Here is a 17309-nt window from a genome sequence, read left to right as displayed (position 1 = left end):
CCAGATGTGGAAGCCCGGTAACGGGTGAAGCTGACTGGTACTAATAGGCCGAGGGCTTGTCCTCAGTTGCTCGCGTCCACTGTGTTAGTTCTGAAATAACGAACAGCTGTGTCCATGCCAGCGTTCAAATTTCATAGTGTTTCGGTGGTCATAGCGTTAGGGAAACGCCCGGTTACATTCCGAACCCGGAAGCTAAGCCTTTCAGCGCCGATGGTACTGCAGGGGGGACCCTGTGGGAGAGTAGGACGCCGCCGAACAATCATTGTGAAAAGCCCCGTACCGGGTATCCGGTACGGGGCTTTTTGCGTTTACGGCCCCTACCATCCGGCGGGGTAGCTCTTGAGGCTTGAGGTGTCGAACGTCCAGCGGCCGGCGGTGACGGTGTCGCCGAATGCGTAGGGGACCTTCTTGCGGTAGCGGATGCCGTCAGGCCCTTCCGAGGGGTCGCTGTGCACCGTGACGGTCTTCTTGTCCTTGCGGGGGTCCACGACGACATAGAGCGGCACCCCCATCCGCGGGTAGTCGTGCAGCTTGTCGCGGATATCGGTGAGGGAGTTCGTGCGGGAGACGACCTCCACCACCATCATGACGTCACGGGAGTTGACCACCTTCGCCGTGTCGTCCGTGTCCTCCTCCGCGATGACCATGAGGTCGGGGACCTTGGTGAGACCCGTTCGGGGATCGCCCATGTTCGTGTCGTTGAGGGCCATCACCCCGGGCGTCTGGGCCTCGATCTGACGGCGCAGCCGGACCACGTTCAGCCCGTGAGGTGCCGTGGGGCTCACCATCGTGAGGAAGATCTGACCGTCGGTGGTCTGCACCTTCCACTGGTCTTCCTGGCGCTCGGCCAGCTCCGCGAGCACCTCCGCGAAGTCGTGCATGCGGCGCAGCTGCTCGGGGGTGAAGTCGGCCATGTGTCTCCTGGTGGGTGCCGAACCAGCGTGTCCAGTTCGGTGAGGCGGTTCCGTGAATCTTCTGCCGTTCGTCCGTTCACCAGCCCCGGGTTGCCGGGGACCTGAGCTGACGGATCGTAGGGTTGGGGTATGGGCTATGACCTCGTCATCTTCGACAACGACGGCGTGCTGGTGGACAGTGAGCCGCTCGCCAACAGCGTCCTCGCCGGGTACCTGACCGAGCTGGGGCACACGACCACGTACGAGGACTCGCTCCGCGACTACATGGGGGCGGCCGTGCACCGGGTGCACGACCTCGTCCAGGAGCGGACCGGGGCGCGGCTGCCCGCGGACTTCGACGCGACGCTGGCCGCGCGGACCATCGCCGCGTTCGAGCGGGAGCTGAAGCCGGTCGCCGGCATCGAGGACGTGCTCGGGGCGCTGACCGCGAGCGGGGTCGGGTACTGCCTCGCCTCCTCCGGGAGCCACGAGCGGATCAGGGCCGGGCACCTGGCGGCGGGGATCGACGGATGGTTCGAGGAGGAGTGGATCTTCAGCTCCGATGACGTGGGCCAGGGCAAGCCGGCACCCGACCTGTTCCTGCACGCCGCCCGGCAGATGGGCGTCGAGCCCGCGCGGTGCGTCGTCATCGAGGACAGCCCCCGCGGGATCCAGGCCGCCGTCGCCGCCGGCATGGACGTGTACGCGTACACCGCGATGCTGCCCGCCGAGCAGCTGCCCGGGGCCACCGGGTACTTCGGGGACATGATGCGGGTCCCGCTGCTCCTGCAACTGCCCGTGTGATCGCTCTACCCACGGGTAGCCCCGGGGCCTACGCTGACGCGCCATGACGGATGATGTGCGGCTGCGGCGCGGCCGCGGCGCCCTGGGGTTCAGTTTCTTCGCGCAGGGCGTGGCCTTCGCGCTGCTCGTGACCCGGATCCCGGCCATCCAGGACCGGTACGGGATATCCGACGGGCTGCTGCCCGCCTTCCTCGCGGCCGTGCCGATCCTCGCCGGGGTGTCGAGCGTGGCCACCGAGCACCTGGTGAAGCGGGTGGCGCCCAGCGTCGTCCTGCGGTGGGCGCAGCCGCTCGTGCTGCTGTCCCTGCTGGGCGTCGGGACCGGCGGCCAGATGTGGCACGTGGCGGTGGCCCTGGGGGCGTTCGGGCTGTCGGTGGGTGCGCTGGACGCCTCGATGAACATGCTCGGGGTCAGCCTCCAGCGCGCGTACGGGCGGAGCATCATGCTCGGCTTCCACGCCGCGTACAGCCTGGGCGGGATCCTGGGCGCGTCGGCGGCGTGGGCCGGGGCGCACTGGCACCTGAGCCTGTTCACCGGCTATCTGCCGGCCGTGGTCGTGCTGGTGCCGCTCGTGGTGGTGCTGAGCCGGCGCTACGTGGACGGTACGGGCCCCGGCGAGGTGCAGGAGAAGGGGCTGGGCAGCGGCGGGTTCACGCTGCTGCTGCCCCTGTGCCTGGTGATGGCGTGCGCGTACATCGGGGACTCGACGGTGGCGAACTGGAGTGCCAAGTACCTCCAGGACGTGCTCGGGAGCTCGGAGCAGATGGCGACCGTCCCCTACAACGTCTACATGGTGACCACCCTCGTCGGGCGGGCCGTCGGGGACCTGGGCGTGCGCCGCTTCGGGGCCGCGGCCGTGGTGCGGGCCGGGACGCTGGTCGCCGCGGCCGGCTTCGCCGTCGTCGCGGCCGCGCCGGGGGCGTGGGTGGGGATGCTCGGCTTCACCCTGCTGGGGATCGGGCTGTGCGTGATCGTGCCGCAGACCTTCGCCGCGGCGGGGCGGTTGTTCCCGGGGGCGTCCGACACGGCCGTCGCGCGGCTCAACATCTTCAACTACGTCGGCTTCCTGATCGGGTCGCCGCTCGTCGGGGCGGTCGGCGACGCCTGGAGCTACCGGGGCGCGATGCTGGTGCCGATGGCGTTGGTGCTGGTGACCTTGCTGCACGCCCGCTCGTTCGGCTCCGACAAGGCCCGATACGGTGTCCGGCATGAGCGGCGAGCCGGTGACCGGGCTGTTGATGTGGGACGAGGCGGTAACGAGGTATGACTTCGGACCGAGCCATCCGATGGACCCGGTGCGCCTGGCGCTGACCATGGGCCTGGTGCGCGCCTTCGGGCTGGACCGGGAGATGGAGGTACGGGCGGCCCCCGTGGCCGGTGACTCGACGCTGCGGCTGGTTCACCGGGAGGACTACGTCGCCGCGGTGCGCGAGGTGTCGGGGGACCCGGGGCTCGCGGACGGGTCGTACGGGCTGGGGACGGTCGACGATCCGGCCTTCCACGGCATGCACGAGGCGTCGGCGCTGATCGCCGGGCAGTCGGTGGCGGGCGCGGAGGCGCTGTGGCGCGGGGAGGCGGAGCACGCGGTGAACTTCGCGGGCGGGCTGCACCACGCCATGCCGGGCGGGGCGGCCGGCTTCTGCGTGTACAACGACGCGTCGCTGGCGATCGCGCGGCTGCTGGAGCTGGGGGCCGAGCGCGTCGCGTACGTGGATGTGGACGTGCATCACGGGGACGGCGTGCAGACGGCCTTCTGGGACGACCCGCGGGTGCTGACGATCTCGATGCACGAGCATCCGCGCACGCTGTTCCCGCAGACCGGCTGGCCGCAGGAGACCGGGGGGCCGGCGGCCGAGGGGTCGGCGGTGAACATCGCGCTGCCCGCCGGGACGGGGGACGAGGGGTGGCTGCGGGCCTTCCACGCGGTCGTGCCGGAGCTGCTGGCGGACTTCCGGCCGCAGGTGCTGGTGACCCAGCACGGGGCCGATACGCACTTCGAGGACCCCCTCGCGCACCTGGCGGTGTCCCTGGACGCCCAGCGGGCCGTCCAGGAGTCCTGTCACCGGCTCGCGCACGAGTACGCGGACGGCAGGTGGCTGGCGCTGGGCGGCGGCGGGTACGCGGTGGTGGACGTGGTGCCGAGGTCGTGGACGCACCTGGTGGCGATCGCCGCGCACCGGCCGGTGGACCCGGCGGCGGCGGTTCCCGCGTCGTGGCGGGACGAGGTGTACGCGCGGACGCGGCAGTTGGCTCCGGCCCGGATGACGGACGGGCGGACGCCTTCCTGGCGGGACTGGGACGCGGGCTACGACCCGGCGGACCGTACGGATCAGGCCGTTCTCGCGACGCGTCGGGCGGTCTTCCCGCTGCGCGGAATGCTGACCTGACCCCCTCTTGGTGACCTTGATGCATCGTTACGCCAACTGTGGGGCTGTTCGCCGGAATTGATGACCCGCCAGATGCGTTGGGGGCAGCATCGGAGGGTGTTGAGCACCGGCGCGCTGCGTGCGCATCTGCTGGCCGCCCGGTTGGCCGGGCCCGTCGCCACCTCCCGGGAGGAGAGCCTGCGCAGTTACCGGCTGTTCGCGGCGCGTGATCCGCGGGTGCTGCTGGGGCTGGAGCCGGAGTGGGGCTGGGGCGAGGGTGACTTGCTGAGGCTGATGGCGGACAAGTGCGGTGTCTCGGCTGACCCCGCGCACGTCAGCGGGCCGGACGTGATCGACCCGGAGCGGACGGTGGCCGCGCTGGAGGCCTTCGCGGGGCGGCTGCGGGAGGCGGCGCGGGCGCGGTCGCCGGTGCTGTTCGGGACCGGTCATCCGCACCGGCTCCTGGGCTTCTACGCCGGTTTGGCGGAGGCGATGTCGGCGGCGGGATGTGTTGTCCTCACCCCTGCGCAGGGGGTGAGTGTCGACATGACGACCCGGTTCGGCGTACGCACGTACCGCATCGAATACGTACGGGGGGTCGCGCTGGTGCGGGAACCCGGCGCGCGGGTGCCGGGGAGTGCGACGGGCGTGCACACCCATTCGCCGCTGCCGGTTCGGGTGGCTCTGGGGGCCTTGGCGGAGGCCGGCGGGCCGTTGCCGGAGCTGGTCGTGGGGGACCACGGGTGGGTCTGCGGCGCAGGTCAGCTCGGTGTGCGGGCGATCGGGCTGGCGGACACGGATGATCCCGCGCTGTTCGTGGGGGAGGCCGAGGGGCGGGTGTCTGTGGCCGTTCCACTTGATGACGCGGTGCGAGCGGATTACTACCGACCGCTTACGCGCTACGTTCTCGGGAGGGCGAGCCTGACGGCCCGGCAGGAGTGGCCGTAGCTCCTCTTCCCCACTCGTATCACGCGCCCCTACTCTGGGGAGTGAGCGTGCGACGACGAGGAGTAACCGGAGGGGAAGCCGGTGCCCGTCATGCGCGGAAGGTCAAGGTGTGTCATGGCTGCTGGCGAGAGGCCTCTCAGTGAGGTTCAGTTCCTGACCGTGGCGGAGGTTGCCTCGGTGATGCGAGTGTCGAAGATGACCGTGTACCGGCTGGTGCACAACGGTCATCTGCCCGCAATCCGGGTGGGCCGGTCCTTCCGGGTCCCCGAGAACGCGGTCCACGAGTACCTCCGAGAGTCCTATGTGGGGGTGGAGTCGGCCTGAGACTGACCCCGGCGCGCCCTCGGATTACAAGCTCAGAGCTCGGGACGGTAGGCTAGGCCGACGTAGGTCGTGTGGGCCCCGACGCCCCGCACCGAATGAAGAGAAGTGAGCGAGGGTAGTCGTGGGCTCTGTTATCAAGAAGCGGCGCAAGCGGATGGCTAAGAAGAAGCACCGCAAGCTGCTCAAGCGCACCCGCGTCCAGCGCCGTAACAAGAAGTAAACGGCAGCTGTACGTGTTCTCCGCAGCCCCTCCACCATCCTGGTGGAGGGGCTGCGGTGCAGCCGGGGGACTTCTTCTAGGGAGGCGCTGAGCTCGTGGGGAAGGTCGTACTCGTCACCGGGGCAGCCCGGCAGCTGGGCGGCCGCTTCGTGCGCCGGATCCAGCGTGACCCGGACGTCGAGCGGGTGATCGCGGTGGACGCGGTGACACCGCCGCACCGGCTCGGATCGGCTGAGTTCGTCCGTACGGACATCAGACAGTCGGCGATCGCCCGCGTGCTCGCCGAGCACGCCGTGGACACGGTGGTCCACCTGGCGGTCACCGGGAGCGCCGCGGGCGCGGGCGGCGCGCGCAGCGCCGTCAAGGAAACGAACGTTATCGGGACCATGCAGCTCCTCGGGGCCTGCCAGAAGTCGCCGACGGTGCGACGGCTCGTGGTGAAGTCCAGTACCAGCGTGTACGGGGGCACCTCCAGGGACCCGGCCGTCTTCACCGAGACCACCGAACCGAAATCGCTGCCGTCGGGCGGCTTCGCCAAGGACGCCGCCGAGGTCGAGGGGTACGTACGCGGCTTCGCGCGCAGGCGGCCCGACGTCGCGGTGTGCGTACTGCGGTTCGCGAACATCCTGGGGCCCTTCGCGGACTCGGCGCTCGCCGAGTACTTCTCGATCCCGGTGATGCCGACCGTGCTGGGCTACGACCCGCGGCTGCAGTTCGTGCACGAGGACGACGTCCTCGAAGTGCTGGGACTGGCGGCGCGGGAGCCCAGACGCGGAACGCTGAACAGCGGGACCTTCAACATCGCGGGTGACGGCGTGCTGCTGCTGTCGCAGTGCTCGCGGCGGCTGGGGCGGCCCACGGTGCCGCTGCTGCTGCCCGCGTTGACGTGGGTGGGTTCCGCGTTGCGGGCGGTCGGGGTCACCGAGTTCTCGGCGGAGCAGATGCAGCTGCTCACGCACGGCCGGGTCGTGGAGACCTCGCAGATGCGGGAGGTCCTCGGTTTCGAGCCGCTCTACACGACGGCGGAGACCTTCTCGGACTTCGCGCGGAGCCGGGGGAGCGGGCTGCTGCCGCCGGAGCGGGTCGGGCGGGCCGTCGACCGGATGGCGGCCATGCTGGGGGCAGACGGGCTTGATGTCGATGCCGACGCGGTTGAAGGAGCGAAGCGATAGTGGCGGACGCCAAGGTCATTCCGTTCGACGAGGACCGGCCGCGCCGGCGGATCCCCCGCCGGGTGCGGGCGGTGTCCGCTCCCGAGCCGCTGGAGCCGCCGCAGGCCCCCGAGCCGGCGCCGGAGCCGGCTCCGGCGGCGTCCGGTGACGGTTGGGACCGGCGGATCGCGGGCGGACTGGCGTTCCTGCGGCGGCGGGTCACCGGGGACTACGAGGTCGACGAGTTCGGCTACGACAAGGAACTGACGGACCAGGTCCTGATGTCCCTGATGCGGCCGCTCTACGACAAGTACTTCCGCGTCGAGGTCAGGGGCATCGAGAACATCCCGGCCGAGGGCGGCGCGCTGATCGTGGCCAACCACTCCGGTACGCTGCCGCTGGACGGGCTGATGCTCCAGGTCGCCGTGCACGACCGCCACCCGGCACAGCGCCACCTGCGGCTGCTGGCGGCGGACCTGGTGTTCATGCTGCCCGTGGTCAACGAGCTGGCCCGCAAGGCGGGGCACACCCTGGCGTGCGCGGAGGACGCGCAACGGCTGCTGGAGGCCGGGGAGCTGGTCGGGGTGATGCCGGAGGGCTTCAAGGGGATAGGGAAACCGTTCGGGGACCGGTACAAGCTGCAGCGCTTCGGCCGGGGCGGGTTCGTGTCGACGGCGCTGCGGGCGGGGACGCCGATCGTGCCGTGCTCGATCGTGGGGGCGGAGGAGATCTACCCGATGGTCGGCAACGCGAAGACGCTGGCCCGGCTGCTGGGGATCCCGTACTTCCCGATCACGCCGACGTTTCCGTGGCTGGGGCCGTTGGGCGTCGTGCCGTTGCCGACGAAGTGGACGATCCAGTTCGGCGAGCCGATTCCCACCTCGGGGTATGCGGCCGAGGCGGCGGAGGACCCGATGCTGATGTTCAACCTGACGGATCAGGTGCGGGAGCAGATCCAGCACACGCTGTACAAGCTGCTCGTGCAGCGGCGGTCCGTGTTCTTCTGACCGGTGTTCCTCTGACCCGTGTTCTTCTGACCCACCGGCGAAGGAGCGAGGGCGGGGCTGCCTGAGCAGCCCCGCCCTCGTCCTACTCCTACTCCTACTCCGCGTCCTCCGCGCCCAGGCCCAGGCCCGGGAGGATGCCCGGGAGGAGGGGCGGGAGGGTGATGTCCGGGCGCGCCTGCTCCGGGGTGCCCGAGGGGGGCGGGGCCGATTCCCCCGCGGGCGGGTTGAGCAGGTCGCCCGTACCGCCCAGGAGGCCGCCGGCCGGCGGCCGGGTGCTGCCCGAGGGGGACGGCGCGGGGCTGCCCGAGGGCGTGCTCGCGGCCGGGGCCGACGGGTGCGCTCCGCTGGGGGCGCCCGGCTTGGTGGAGGCGCTGCCGGGCGTGCCGGTGCCGCGGGTCTGCTCCGGTGGCTTGGGGAGCAGGCTCTGGAGCGGCGCCACGTCTTCGTCTATGGCCTGGAAGACCGACTCCACCTCACCGCCCACGTCCGTGAGCTGGGCCGGGAGTCTCTCGCGGAGCTTGCCCCAGACGTCCCGGTGGGAGCGGGAGAACGACGACAGCTTCTGGATCGGGCCGAGCGAGCCGTCCCGTTCGTACGCTGCCTGGAGGAGCCGGTGGCCCTCCTCCGCGTCGTGCTTCACGCCCGCCAGGGCCCGGCGGATCGCGCCCAGGGACTCGTGGTCCAGGTCGCCCAGCCGGCCCCGTTCCATCAGCCTGCGGGCTTCCGACAGACGGTTCGAGGCCTGGTCGAGGTAGAGCTCGCCCCGGTCCGCGTCGTCGTCGGCCATCCCCAGCTTCAGGTCCTCCATGCCCCGCTTCACGGGGTAGAGGTGGTCACCGGGCAGGGCGTCGGAACTGGCAGCGGCCACTCCGCTGAAGGCCCCCGCGGCCACACCCACGGTGAGGCCTCCCGCTGCGATGCCCTTGGACCAGCGGGAGCGGGGCCGCAATTTCCGGAGCGGGGTCGCCCGGTGGGCGCCGCGGCCGGTCCGCTGTTCGGGCACCAGAGGGTCCGAGGCGGCACCGCCCCCGGCCCTCTCTTCCAACACCATGGCCTCCATGGCTGCAACGAGCTGGGCTCGCTGCACCACCTTGACCTCGGGGTCCAGCACCGGGCGCGGCATTCTTTCGCCGAGCACGCTCGCCAGGGCCAACAACCGGTCGTGGTCGGCAGGTTCGGCAGGTGCCTCGGACTGCTCGGCCGCCGGGTCCGGTTCCGAAAGGTCGGACGGGGTCCGATCCTCCAGGGCCTGGGCGAAGGCGTTCGCCCGCCGGTGCGGAGTCACGTTCGCGATCACTGGCGGCACCTCCTCTCGTCATGACGATCGACTCCCCAAGGTGTCCGGAAGGTTGCCTTCCTTGAGCACATCCACACTTTCGAGTGAGCGGCTTCGGGCAGGGCGTGTCCACAGGGGGTCTGCATTCCGCACAACGAGCGTCGCGGCACTTGGGTTACGGACGAAGGATGATCGGACCACAGCGTCATCGAGGGGTCACCGGATGTATGTGAGGTTGTGTTGATTTATGAGGGGGTCAGCGGGCGTCGTCCGGGAGGAGGCGGGCCAGCGTGCGGACCGCCCGGTACTGGAGCGTCTTGATCGCTCCTTCGTTCTTTCCCATGACCCGGGCCGTCTCGGCGACCGAGAGGCCCTGCAGGAAGCGCAGGGTCACGCACTCCTGCTGCTGCGGATTGAGCTTCCGTACGGCCTCCAGCAGGGCCGCGTTGGAAAGGGACTCCAGGACGGAGTCCTCGGGGCTGCGCTCGACCTCGTTGGCGTCGAGCATCTCGCCGGTGGTGACCTCCAGCCGGAACCGGCTGGACTTGAAGTGGTCCGCCACCAGGTTCCGGGCGATCGTCACGAGCCAGGCGCCGAAATCGCGGCCCTGCCAGGTGAAGGTGGAGATCCGGCGCAGCGCGCGCAGGAAGGTCTCGCTGGTGAGGTCCTCCGCGGTCGCCTTCCCCCCGACCCGGTAGTAGATGTAGCGGTAGACCGTGTCGCTGTACTGGTCGTAGAGGCGGCCGAAGGCGTCGGCCTCGCCCGCCTGGGCGCGTTCGACCAGGTCCATCATGCGGGCCTGGTCGCTGTCCGCCGTGGGGCGGCGGGGGGTGGCCTGGGTGCTCGTGCCGGCTGCGCCGTTCGAGCCCCCGGCCGCGCGCCCTCGTCTGCCCACCGTCGCTCCGCCGTCGGTCAGGGCGTAGCAAGGACCGGCCGGGCCGATACCGGCGGGGACCGCGGCGGCGAAGGCGGGGACGGCGTACGCGGTGGGGACGAAGCCGCGCAGGTGGTCGAGGACCGTTGCGCGCAGCTGAGCCAGGCCCGAGGCGTCAACCCCGACAGGTGGGTACACGGGACTCCCAGAGGCAGAGCTTCCATCACGTGCAGTGCGGAACCGTTCACCCGTCGTGGCGACAGATGGGCGGTGGCATGCGTTTGAGGAGAATAACGCTTCGTACAGGCAGTGCTACACCCAGTTGCTCAAATCACCGGTTCCGACACTTCTGTTGCGTGTCGAGGGCATATTCAGTCGCTGTTGGTGATCGATTCTTGATCGCTTGGGCACGCGGAATGGACGCTTCCAAGAGGGCTCACGACCGAGTCCGGCAGGCCGGAGTGGCATGTCCCCTCCGGGGGTAGAGCCGGGGGAATGCCTCGGGGCCGGTGGGCGGGGAGCGTGCGGGAGGGCGGCGGGGCGCCCGCGGGGCGCCGCCCGCCTGGCGTGCGAGGGCTCCGGTGCTGGCGGCAGCCGGAATGCCGGGCCGGCCGTTGTTACTTGCGGCGGCGGTGCAGGGCGATGGCGGCCGCGGCGCCGCCCGCGATGGCGCCGACGCCGGCGGCCGCCGGGACACCGACCTTCACGGCCTTGCGGCCGGTCCGATAGTCGCGCAGCCGCCAGTCGTTGGTCCGGGCATGCTTGCGCAGTTTTGTGTCCGGATTGATCGCGTACGGATGTCCGACCAGCGACAGCATCGGGATGTCGTTGTGCGAATCGCTGTACGCGGCGCAGCGCGCGAGGTCCAGGCCCTCGGCGGCGGCCAGGGCGCGGACTGCCTCGGCCTTGGCGGGGCCGTGCAGCGGCTCGCCGACCAGGCGGCCGGTGTAGACCCCGTCGATGGACTCGGCGACGGTGCCCAGGGCGCCGGTCAGGCCCAGCCTGCGGGCGATGATCGTGGCCGTCTCCACCGGGGCCGCGGTGACCAGCCACACCTTCTGGCCGGCGTCGAGGTGGGCCTGGGCCAGGGCGCGGGTGCCCGGCCAGATCCGCTCGGCCATGTACTCGTCGTAGATCTCCTCGCCGATGGCCATCAGCTCGGAGACCTTGTGGCCCTTGACGATGGACAGGGCGCTGTCGCGGGCGTCCTGCATGTGCTCGGGGTCCTCGACCCCGGCGAGCCGGAACCAGGCCTGCTGCCAGGCGAAGCGGGCGAGTTCGCGGCGCCGGAAGAACTCGCGCTTGTAGAGGCCGCGGCCGAAGTGGAAGATCGCGGCGCCCTGCATGACGGTGTTGTCGAGGTCGAAGAAGGCGGCGGCGAGGTCGTCGCCGGCGACCGGGAACTCGGGCTCGGCCGGCGGCTCTTCCCGGGGCGCCTCGATCTGAGGGGCGCCGGCTCCGGCTTCGGCCAGCGCGGTCTTGCGGGCGGCCTCCGCCGAGGCCTCGCCTGCAAGCACGCTCCGCGCGGTCGCGGAGCGTCTACGAGGGGTGAGCCATCCCAGAGCGGCCATGCGGCGAGCATAGCCACTGTGTTCGGAACTTCCCGAACCGATGGGAAACGGAGGCGTTAACACTTCGGGAGAATGGGGCCATGAGCCCTTTGTTGCACCGCAAGGAAAAGAAGCGTCCCGGCGAGCGGATGGTGACGCTGATCGGGAAGCCCGGATGTCACCTGTGCGACGAGGCCGAGGAGGTGGTCGCGAGGGTCTGCGCCGAGACCGGAGCGCAGTGGGAGAAGAAGGACATCTCGCAGGACGAGGAGTTGTACCGGCTGCACTGGGAGCAGATCCCGGTGGTGCTCGTCGACGGCGAACAGCACACCTTCTGGAGGGTGAACCCGGACCGGCTCCGGCGGGCGTTGGGGGCTTGACCCCTTTGCCGGTTACCATCATGGGCGATTTGTGGGGTCTCGGGGGCGTATCTGTGAGGAGTGTGCACGGTTTTGCCCCCTTTGGGATTTGAACGGGTTCGGCGTGCCGCCGGTTCCGGGTTTGCGTGCCGAAGTCGCGTGACCCCGGTCACTTTGCTCGGACAAACCGGACACAATCTTTGTGCACGCGTTCACAAAGGCATAGCCTGCTGTCGACGGGGCGGTCTTGGGACAAGTGACCGCCTGCAGCCCCGCTCATCCCGCAGGAGCATCGTGGCAACTGGCCGAACTCACCGACCGGCGACCCGCAGCCGAGGTATTCCCGAGGCCACTGTCGCCCGGCTTCCGCTGTACTTGCGTGCCCTCACCGCGCTCTCCGAGCGATCGGTGCCCACGGTGTCCTCCGAGGAGCTCGCGGCCGCCGCCGGAGTCAACTCCGCGAAGCTGCGCAAGGACTTCTCGTACCTCGGTTCCTACGGCACCCGCGGCGTCGGCTACGACGTGGAATACCTCGTCTACCAGATCTCCCGCGAGCTCGGCCTGACCCAGGACTGGCCGGTCGTCATCGTCGGCATCGGCAACCTCGGCGCCGCCCTCGCCAACTACGGCGGCTTCTCCGCGCGCGGCTTCCGCGTCGCGGCCCTCATCGACGCCGATCCGGCGATGGCCGGCAAGCCGGTCGCCGGCATGGCCGTGCAGCACACCGACGACCTCGAGAAGATCATCGAGGAGAACGGCGTCTCGATCGGAGTCATCGCGACGCCGGCCGGTGCGGCCCAGCAGGTCAGCGAGCGGCTGATCGCGGCCGGAGTCACCTCCATCCTGAACTTCGCCCCGACCGTGCTGTCCGTGCCCGACGGCGTGGACGTGCGCAAGGTCGACCTCTCCATCGAGCTCCAGATCCTGGCGTTCCACGAGCAGCGCAAGGCCGGCGAGGAAGCGGCCGCCGCCGCTGCCGCCGGCGGCTCCTCCGTGGGCGGCGCCGCCCCCGCCGCGGCCGTCGTGCCGCCGGCCGGGCGCGCGGCCGCCGAGGCGCGCAAGGGCAACCCCGAGGGTGACCACCCGGCGGTGATGCCGGCATGAGTCTGCTCGTCGTAGGGCTGAGCCACCGCAGCGCACCCGTCAGCGTCCTGGAGCGGGCCTCGCTGCCCGCGGACGCCAAGACCAAGCTGCTGCACGACACCCTCGCCGCGGAACCCGCGACGGAGGCGGCGGTGCTCGCCACGTGCAACCGGATCGAGCTGTACGCGGACGTGGACAAGTTCCACGCGGGTGTGGCCGAGCTGTCCACGCTGCTGGCCCAGCACAGCGGGGTGGCTCTGGAAGAGCTCACTCCGTACCTGTACGTGCACTACGAGGACCGGGCGGTGCACCACCTGTTCTCGGTGGCGTGCGGCCTGGACTCGATGGTCGTGGGCGAGGGGCAGATCCTCGGCCAGATCAAGGACGCGCTGGCGCTGGGGCAGGAGCTCCACACCGCCGGCCGGCTGATCAACGACCTGTTCCAGCAGGCGCTGCGGGTCGGCAAGCGGGCGCACTCGGAGACCGGGATCGACCGCGCGGGCCAGTCGCTGGTGACCTTCGGGCTGGAGCAGCTGGCGGTCGGCACGCCGGTGGCCGAATGGGCCCGGGGCAAGCGGGCCCTGGTCATAGGCGCCGGGTCGATGTCCTCGCTGGCGGCCGCGACGCTGGCGCGGGTCGGCGTCGCCGAGATCGTGGTGGCGAACCGGACCGCCGATCGGGCGGAGCGGCTTGCGGAGATTCTGGTTGCCTCAGGCACGGGTGTGCGGGCTTCGGCCGTGCCGATGGCTCAGGTCGCCGATGAGCTGACACGAGTCGACGTGGTGGTGTCCTGCACCGGGGCCACCGGGCTCGTGCTGACCGCCGATGACGTGCTCGCCGCCGTGTCCTGGGGCGCTGCCCCAGACCCCGCGCCTCAAACGCCGGCGGGGCTGGATGTGCCGGCGGGGCTGGTTGTGCCGGCCGGGCTGGATGCGGCCGTCGTCGCGCGGCTCGTCGCCGCTGCGCGCGATGGCGGGCGGCTGGCCGATGCCGGGGCGGCTCGGACGATCAGTGCTGCCGCCGAGGCCGACGGGTGTCCGGTGGGGCCCGACGGGCGGGCCGCGCTGACCGGGGTCGACGCGAACTCCCTCGAACTGCACGGGACCTGGGCCGACCAGGGCGAGGCCGCCGCGCAGCGGCAGCCCCGCAGGGGTCCCCGCAGCCAGGTCGACGCGGCGCCCGTACGGCTGGCCCTGCTGGACCTGGCCATGCCGCGCGACATCGACGCCGCAGTGCACCGGATCCCCGGGGTGCGGCTCGTCGACATCGAAAGCCTGGCCGAGGCGTCGGCCGACGCCCCGATGGCGGCCGACGTCGATGCCGTACGCGGCATAGTCGCCGAGGAAGTGGCCGCCTTCGGCGCCGCACAGCGGGCCGCGCACATCACGCCCACCGTGGTCGCCCTGCGGGCCATGGCGGCCGAGGTCGTGGCCATGGAAGTGGCGCGGCTCGACGGGCGGCTCCCGGACTTGGACGAACGGCAGCGCGCCGAGGTCACCCAGACCGTGCGCCGCGTCGTCGACAAGCTCCTCCACGCGCCGACCGTGCGCGTCAAGCAGCTCGCCAGCGAGCCCGGCGGCGCCGGGTACGCGGAGGCGCTGCGCGAACTCTTCGACCTCGACCCTCAGACGGTTGCTTCCGTCAGCCGGGCGGACGCGGCCGATCCGATGAACGACGACGACCCAGGACGGGCATCATGAACACACGTCCCGACCAGCCGCTGCGGCTCGGTACGCGGCGGAGCAAGCTGGCCATGTCCCAGTCGGGGCACGTCGCCGACGCGGTACGGGCGATCACCGGCCGGGCCGTCGAGCTCGTGGAGATCACGACCTACGGCGACGTCTCGCGCGAGCACCTCGCGCAGATCGGCGGCACGGGCGTGTTCGTCACCGCCCTGCGCGACGCGCTGCTGCGCGGTGAGGTCGACTTCGCCGTGCACTCGCTGAAGGACCTGCCGACCGCGCAGCCCGACGACCTCGTGATCGCGGCCATGCCGCTGCGCGAGGACCCGCGGGACGCGCTCGTCGCGCGCGACGGCCTGACCTTCGAGCAGCTGCCCGACGGTGCCCGCATCGGCACCGGGTCGCCGCGGCGCACGGCCCAGCTCAACCACCTGGCGCTGTCGCTCGGCAAGCGGATCGAGACGGTGCCCATCCGCGGCAACGTCGACACCCGGATCGGCTTCGTCCGCGACGGCGAGCTCGACGCCGTCGTGCTCGCGGCCGCCGGCCTCAACCGGATCGGTCGCGGTGACGAGGCGACCGACCTGCTCTCCGTCGACAGCGTCCTGCCGGCCCCCGGCCAGGGCGCCCTGGCCGTGGAGTGCCTCGCGTCCGATACGGACCTCATCGCCGCGCTCGGCGAACTCGACGACCCGCACACCCGGGCCGCCGTGACCGCCGAGCGTTCTCTGCTCGCCGCCCTGGAGGCCGGCTGCAGCGCACCCGTGGGCGCGTTCGCCGATCTTCTGGCCGACGGACGGATTGTCAATGAAATGCGCCTGCGCGGCGTCGTCGGAACCCTCGACGGCTCGACGCTGGTTCAGCTGTCCACCACCGGTCCCGTGCCCCAGTCGTACGACGAGGCCATGGCTCTCGGCCGCGAACTCGCGGACGAGATGCTGGCCAAGGGCGCGGCCGGTCTGATGGGGGAGCGATCGCTTTGAACCCCTCAATTCCGACCACCTCCGCCTATCCGGCCGTCGCCGCCCACGGACGCGTCACCTTCCTCGGTGCCGGCCCCGGCGACCCGGGTCTGCTGACGCTGCGCGCCGTCGAGGCGCTCGCCGCCGCGGACGTACTGATCGCGGAGCCCGAGGTGCTCGAGGTCGTACGGACGCATGCGCGCGCGAACGTCGACACGCCGCAGCTGACGATCGCTGACGAAGTGTCAGCAGCCGCCGGGGTCCCGGTGATCCGGGACGCGGCCAATCTTGTCATGGAGGCCGCACGCTCCGGCAGGCGGGTCGTACGTGCCGTCACGGGCGACCCCGGGCTCGACGGCAACGCGGCCGAGGAGATGCTCGTCTGCGCCACCGCCGGCATCCCCTTCGAGGTGGTGCCCGGAGTCGCGACCGCGGTCGGCGTGCCCGCGTACGCCGGTGTCCCGCTGCGCGACAAGCAGGGCGCGGACGTCCGCTTCGTCGACGCGAAAACTGCCTCGGCGCGCTGCTGGAGCGAGGTCGGTGCGAGCGACGGGATCCTCGTCGTCTCCGCGACGCTGGAGACCGTGTCGGCGGCCGCCGCCGAGCTGGTGAGCGCCGGGCGCAAGCCCGACACCCCGCTGACGGTGACCGTCGCGGGCACCACGACGCGGCAGCGGACCTGGTGCGCGACGCTGGGCACGATCGCCCAGGTGTTCAAGCAGGGCAAGGTGCTCCCGTCCCCCGAGGGCGCCCGTTCCGTCATAGCCGTGGTCGGTGAGCACAGCGCCGCCGCGCGGCGCGAGGACCTGGCCTGGTTCGAGTCGAAGCCGCTGTTCGGCTGGCGGGTCCTCGTACCGCGCACCAAGGAGCAGGCCGCCTCGCTCTCCGACCAACTGCGTTCGTACGGCGCGGTGCCGCACGAGGTGCCGACCATCGCCGTGGAGCCGCCGCGCACCCCGCAGCAGATGGAGCGCGCGGTGAAGGGCCTGGTGACGGGCCGCTACGAGTGGATCGCCTTCACCTCGGTCAACGCCGTGAAGGCCGTCCGGGAGAAGTTCGAGGAGTACGGGCTCGACGCGCGCGCCTTCGCGGGCATCAAGGTCGCCGCGGTGGGCGAGCAGACCGCGGCCGCGCTGGTGGAGTTCGGCGTGAAGCCGGACCTGGTGCCGAGCGGTGAGCAGTCCGCGGCCGGGCTGCTGGAGGACTGGCCGCCGTACGACCCGGTCTTCGACCCGATCGACCGCGTGTTCCTGCCGCGGGCCGACATCGCGACCGAGACGCTGGTCGCCGGGCTGATCGAGCTCGGGTGGGAGGTCGACGACGTCACGGCCTACCGGACCGTGCGGGCGTCGCCGCCGCCGGCGGACACGCGCGAGGCGATCAAGGGCGGCGGGTTCGACGCCGTGCTCTTCACGTCGTCGAGCACCGTGCGCAACCTGGTGGGCATCGCCGGCAAGCCGCACAACGTGACCGTCATCGCCTGTATCGGGCCGGCGACGGCCAAGACGGCGGAGGAGCACGGGCTGCGCGTGGACGTGCTGTCCCCGGAGCCGTCGGTGTCGAAGCTGGCGGAGGCGCTGGCCGAGTACGGTGCGGCGCGCCGCGAGGCGGCCAAGGAGGCCGGCGAGACGGTGTTCCGGCCGAGCGAGCGCCGGCCGGGGGCGCGGAGGCGTCGTACCACCTAGCGGTGGGCTGAGCGGTGAGGGGGCGGGGGGGGGGGGGGGGGGGGGGGGGGGGGGCTGGGGGGGGGGGGTGGGGAGGGGGGGGGGGGGGGGGGGGGGGGGGGGGGGGGGGGGGGGGGGGGGGGGGC

The 17309-nt window shown here is 71.3% G+C and carries 17 protein-coding genes and 1 rRNA gene; 14 read left to right on the top strand and 4 right to left on the bottom strand.

Annotated elements, in window-relative coordinates; translation table 11 throughout:
- Window positions 1-140 precede the first annotated feature (140 nt).
- Window positions 141-257 (top strand): 5S ribosomal RNA (gene rrf, locus ACZ6JT_RS13875).
- A 60-nt stretch (window positions 258-317) separates the two neighbouring features.
- On the opposite strand, the gene ACZ6JT_RS13870 is transcribed toward rrf, so the two are convergent.
- The gene (locus ACZ6JT_RS13870) at window positions 318-914 is read right to left on the bottom strand and encodes a Uma2 family endonuclease (protein ID WP_469209565.1); all 597 of its coding nucleotides are present in this window, start codon (window positions 912-914) and stop codon (window positions 318-320) included.
- Between the two features lie 129 nt (window positions 915-1043).
- Between ACZ6JT_RS13870 and ACZ6JT_RS13865 the strand changes: the two genes are divergently transcribed.
- The 8 genes from ACZ6JT_RS13865 to ACZ6JT_RS13830 all read left to right on the top strand — a co-directional run bounded on the left by ACZ6JT_RS13865 (window position 1044) and on the right by ACZ6JT_RS13830 (window position 7713).
- Window positions 1044-1697, top strand: a complete 654-nt coding sequence (locus tag ACZ6JT_RS13865) for an HAD family hydrolase (RefSeq protein WP_469209563.1) — start codon at window positions 1044-1046, stop codon at window positions 1695-1697.
- A gap of 43 nt (window positions 1698-1740) precedes the next feature.
- Window positions 1741-2964, top strand: a complete 1224-nt coding sequence (locus ACZ6JT_RS13860; protein WP_469209561.1) for an MFS transporter — start codon at window positions 1741-1743, stop codon at window positions 2962-2964.
- Window positions 2936-4084 (top strand): acetoin utilization protein AcuC, encoded by a 1149-nt coding sequence (locus ACZ6JT_RS13855; protein ID WP_469209677.1) that lies wholly within the window; start codon window positions 2936-2938, stop codon window positions 4082-4084. The genes ACZ6JT_RS13860 and ACZ6JT_RS13855 overlap by 29 nt, the downstream gene beginning before the upstream one ends.
- A gap of 96 nt (window positions 4085-4180) precedes the next feature.
- A complete protein-coding gene (locus tag ACZ6JT_RS13850) occupies window positions 4181-5011 on the top strand; it encodes a phosphatase (RefSeq protein ID WP_469209559.1) in 831 nt (276 codons plus the stop codon).
- A gap of 114 nt (window positions 5012-5125) precedes the next feature.
- Window positions 5126-5335, top strand: a complete 210-nt coding sequence (locus ACZ6JT_RS13845; RefSeq protein ID WP_008738568.1) for a helix-turn-helix domain-containing protein — start codon at window positions 5126-5128, stop codon at window positions 5333-5335.
- 121 nt (window positions 5336-5456) lie between these two features.
- On the top strand, window positions 5457-5555 hold the full coding sequence (locus tag ACZ6JT_RS13840) for a 30S ribosomal protein bS22 (protein WP_003948845.1): 99 nt from the start codon (window positions 5457-5459) through the stop codon (window positions 5553-5555).
- Between the two features lie 95 nt (window positions 5556-5650).
- Window positions 5651-6727, top strand: coding sequence for an NAD-dependent epimerase/dehydratase family protein (locus ACZ6JT_RS13835; RefSeq protein ID WP_469209556.1), 1077 nt, complete (start codon window positions 5651-5653; stop codon window positions 6725-6727).
- The gene (locus tag ACZ6JT_RS13830) at window positions 6727-7713 is read left to right on the top strand and encodes a lysophospholipid acyltransferase family protein (protein ID WP_469209554.1); all 987 of its coding nucleotides are present in this window, start codon (window positions 6727-6729) and stop codon (window positions 7711-7713) included. Before ACZ6JT_RS13835 ends, ACZ6JT_RS13830 begins: the two co-directional genes overlap by 1 nt.
- 94 nt (window positions 7714-7807) lie before the next feature.
- On the opposite strand, the gene ACZ6JT_RS13825 is transcribed toward ACZ6JT_RS13830, so the two are convergent.
- The 3 genes from ACZ6JT_RS13825 to ACZ6JT_RS13815 all read right to left on the bottom strand — a co-directional run bounded on the left by ACZ6JT_RS13825 (window position 7808) and on the right by ACZ6JT_RS13815 (window position 11434).
- Window positions 7808-9010 (bottom strand): DUF5667 domain-containing protein, encoded by a 1203-nt coding sequence (locus ACZ6JT_RS13825; protein ID WP_469209552.1) that lies wholly within the window; start codon window positions 9008-9010, stop codon window positions 7808-7810.
- A 235-nt stretch (window positions 9011-9245) separates the two neighbouring features.
- A complete protein-coding gene (locus tag ACZ6JT_RS13820) occupies window positions 9246-10061 on the bottom strand; it encodes an ECF subfamily RNA polymerase sigma factor, BldN family (RefSeq protein WP_030721275.1) in 816 nt (271 codons plus the stop codon).
- A 419-nt stretch (window positions 10062-10480) separates the two neighbouring features.
- Window positions 10481-11434 carry an HAD family hydrolase gene (locus ACZ6JT_RS13815; protein ID WP_469209550.1) on the bottom strand — a complete coding sequence of 318 codons (954 nt, stop codon included), beginning with the start codon at window positions 11432-11434 and terminating at the stop codon, window positions 10481-10483.
- Window positions 11435-11514: 80 nt separating this feature from the next.
- Here ACZ6JT_RS13815 and ACZ6JT_RS13810 point away from each other — a divergent pair, with 80 nt between their 5' ends.
- From ACZ6JT_RS13810 to ACZ6JT_RS13790, 5 genes are all read left to right on the top strand, one after another.
- Entirely contained in the window at window positions 11515-11793 is a 279-nt protein-coding gene (locus ACZ6JT_RS13810; protein ID WP_469209549.1) for a glutaredoxin family protein, read from the top strand.
- 273 nt (window positions 11794-12066) lie between these two features.
- A complete protein-coding gene (locus ACZ6JT_RS13805) occupies window positions 12067-12876 on the top strand; it encodes a redox-sensing transcriptional repressor Rex (RefSeq protein WP_362814707.1) in 810 nt (269 codons plus the stop codon).
- Window positions 12873-14555 (top strand): glutamyl-tRNA reductase, encoded by a 1683-nt coding sequence (locus tag ACZ6JT_RS13800; RefSeq protein ID WP_469209547.1) that lies wholly within the window; start codon window positions 12873-12875, stop codon window positions 14553-14555. Before ACZ6JT_RS13805 ends, ACZ6JT_RS13800 begins: the two co-directional genes overlap by 4 nt.
- Window positions 14552-15520 (top strand): hydroxymethylbilane synthase, encoded by a 969-nt coding sequence (gene hemC, locus ACZ6JT_RS13795; RefSeq protein WP_469209545.1) that lies wholly within the window; start codon window positions 14552-14554, stop codon window positions 15518-15520. The genes ACZ6JT_RS13800 and hemC overlap by 4 nt, the downstream gene beginning before the upstream one ends.
- Window positions 15517-17184: a bifunctional uroporphyrinogen-III C-methyltransferase/uroporphyrinogen-III synthase gene (locus ACZ6JT_RS13790; protein ID WP_030721293.1), complete on the top strand. Its 1668-nt coding sequence runs from the start codon at window positions 15517-15519 to the stop codon at window positions 17182-17184. The genes hemC and ACZ6JT_RS13790 overlap by 4 nt, the downstream gene beginning before the upstream one ends.
- Window positions 17185-17309 lie beyond the last annotated feature (125 nt).

The organism is Streptomyces sp. NPDC046308, from assembly GCF_055588065.1.
Note: the sequence above shows the minus strand (reverse complement) of the source record. Positions and strands in the feature narration are given on the sequence as shown.

Excerpts from the sequence above, each read along its gene's own strand:
- ACZ6JT_RS13870 (WP_469209565.1), bottom strand. The coding sequence starts at position 914 with ATGGCCGACTTCACCCCCGAGCAGCTGCGCCGCATGCACGACTTCGCG.
- ACZ6JT_RS13865 (WP_469209563.1), top strand. The coding sequence starts at position 1,044 with ATGGGCTATGACCTCGTCATCTTCGACAACGACGGCGTGCTGGTGGAC.
- ACZ6JT_RS13860 (WP_469209561.1), top strand. The coding sequence starts at position 1,741 with ATGACGGATGATGTGCGGCTGCGGCGCGGCCGCGGCGCCCTGGGGTTC.
- ACZ6JT_RS13855 (WP_469209677.1), top strand. The coding sequence starts at position 2,936 with ATGTGGGACGAGGCGGTAACGAGGTATGACTTCGGACCGAGCCATCCG.
- ACZ6JT_RS13845 (WP_008738568.1), top strand. The coding sequence starts at position 5,126 with ATGGCTGCTGGCGAGAGGCCTCTCAGTGAGGTTCAGTTCCTGACCGTG.
- ACZ6JT_RS13815 (WP_469209550.1), bottom strand. The coding sequence starts at position 11,434 with ATGGCCGCTCTGGGATGGCTCACCCCTCGTAGACGCTCCGCGACCGCG.
- ACZ6JT_RS13810 (WP_469209549.1), top strand. The coding sequence starts at position 11,515 with ATGAGCCCTTTGTTGCACCGCAAGGAAAAGAAGCGTCCCGGCGAGCGG.
- ACZ6JT_RS13800 (WP_469209547.1), top strand. The coding sequence starts at position 12,873 with ATGAGTCTGCTCGTCGTAGGGCTGAGCCACCGCAGCGCACCCGTCAGC.
- hemC (WP_469209545.1), top strand. The coding sequence starts at position 14,552 with ATGAACACACGTCCCGACCAGCCGCTGCGGCTCGGTACGCGGCGGAGC.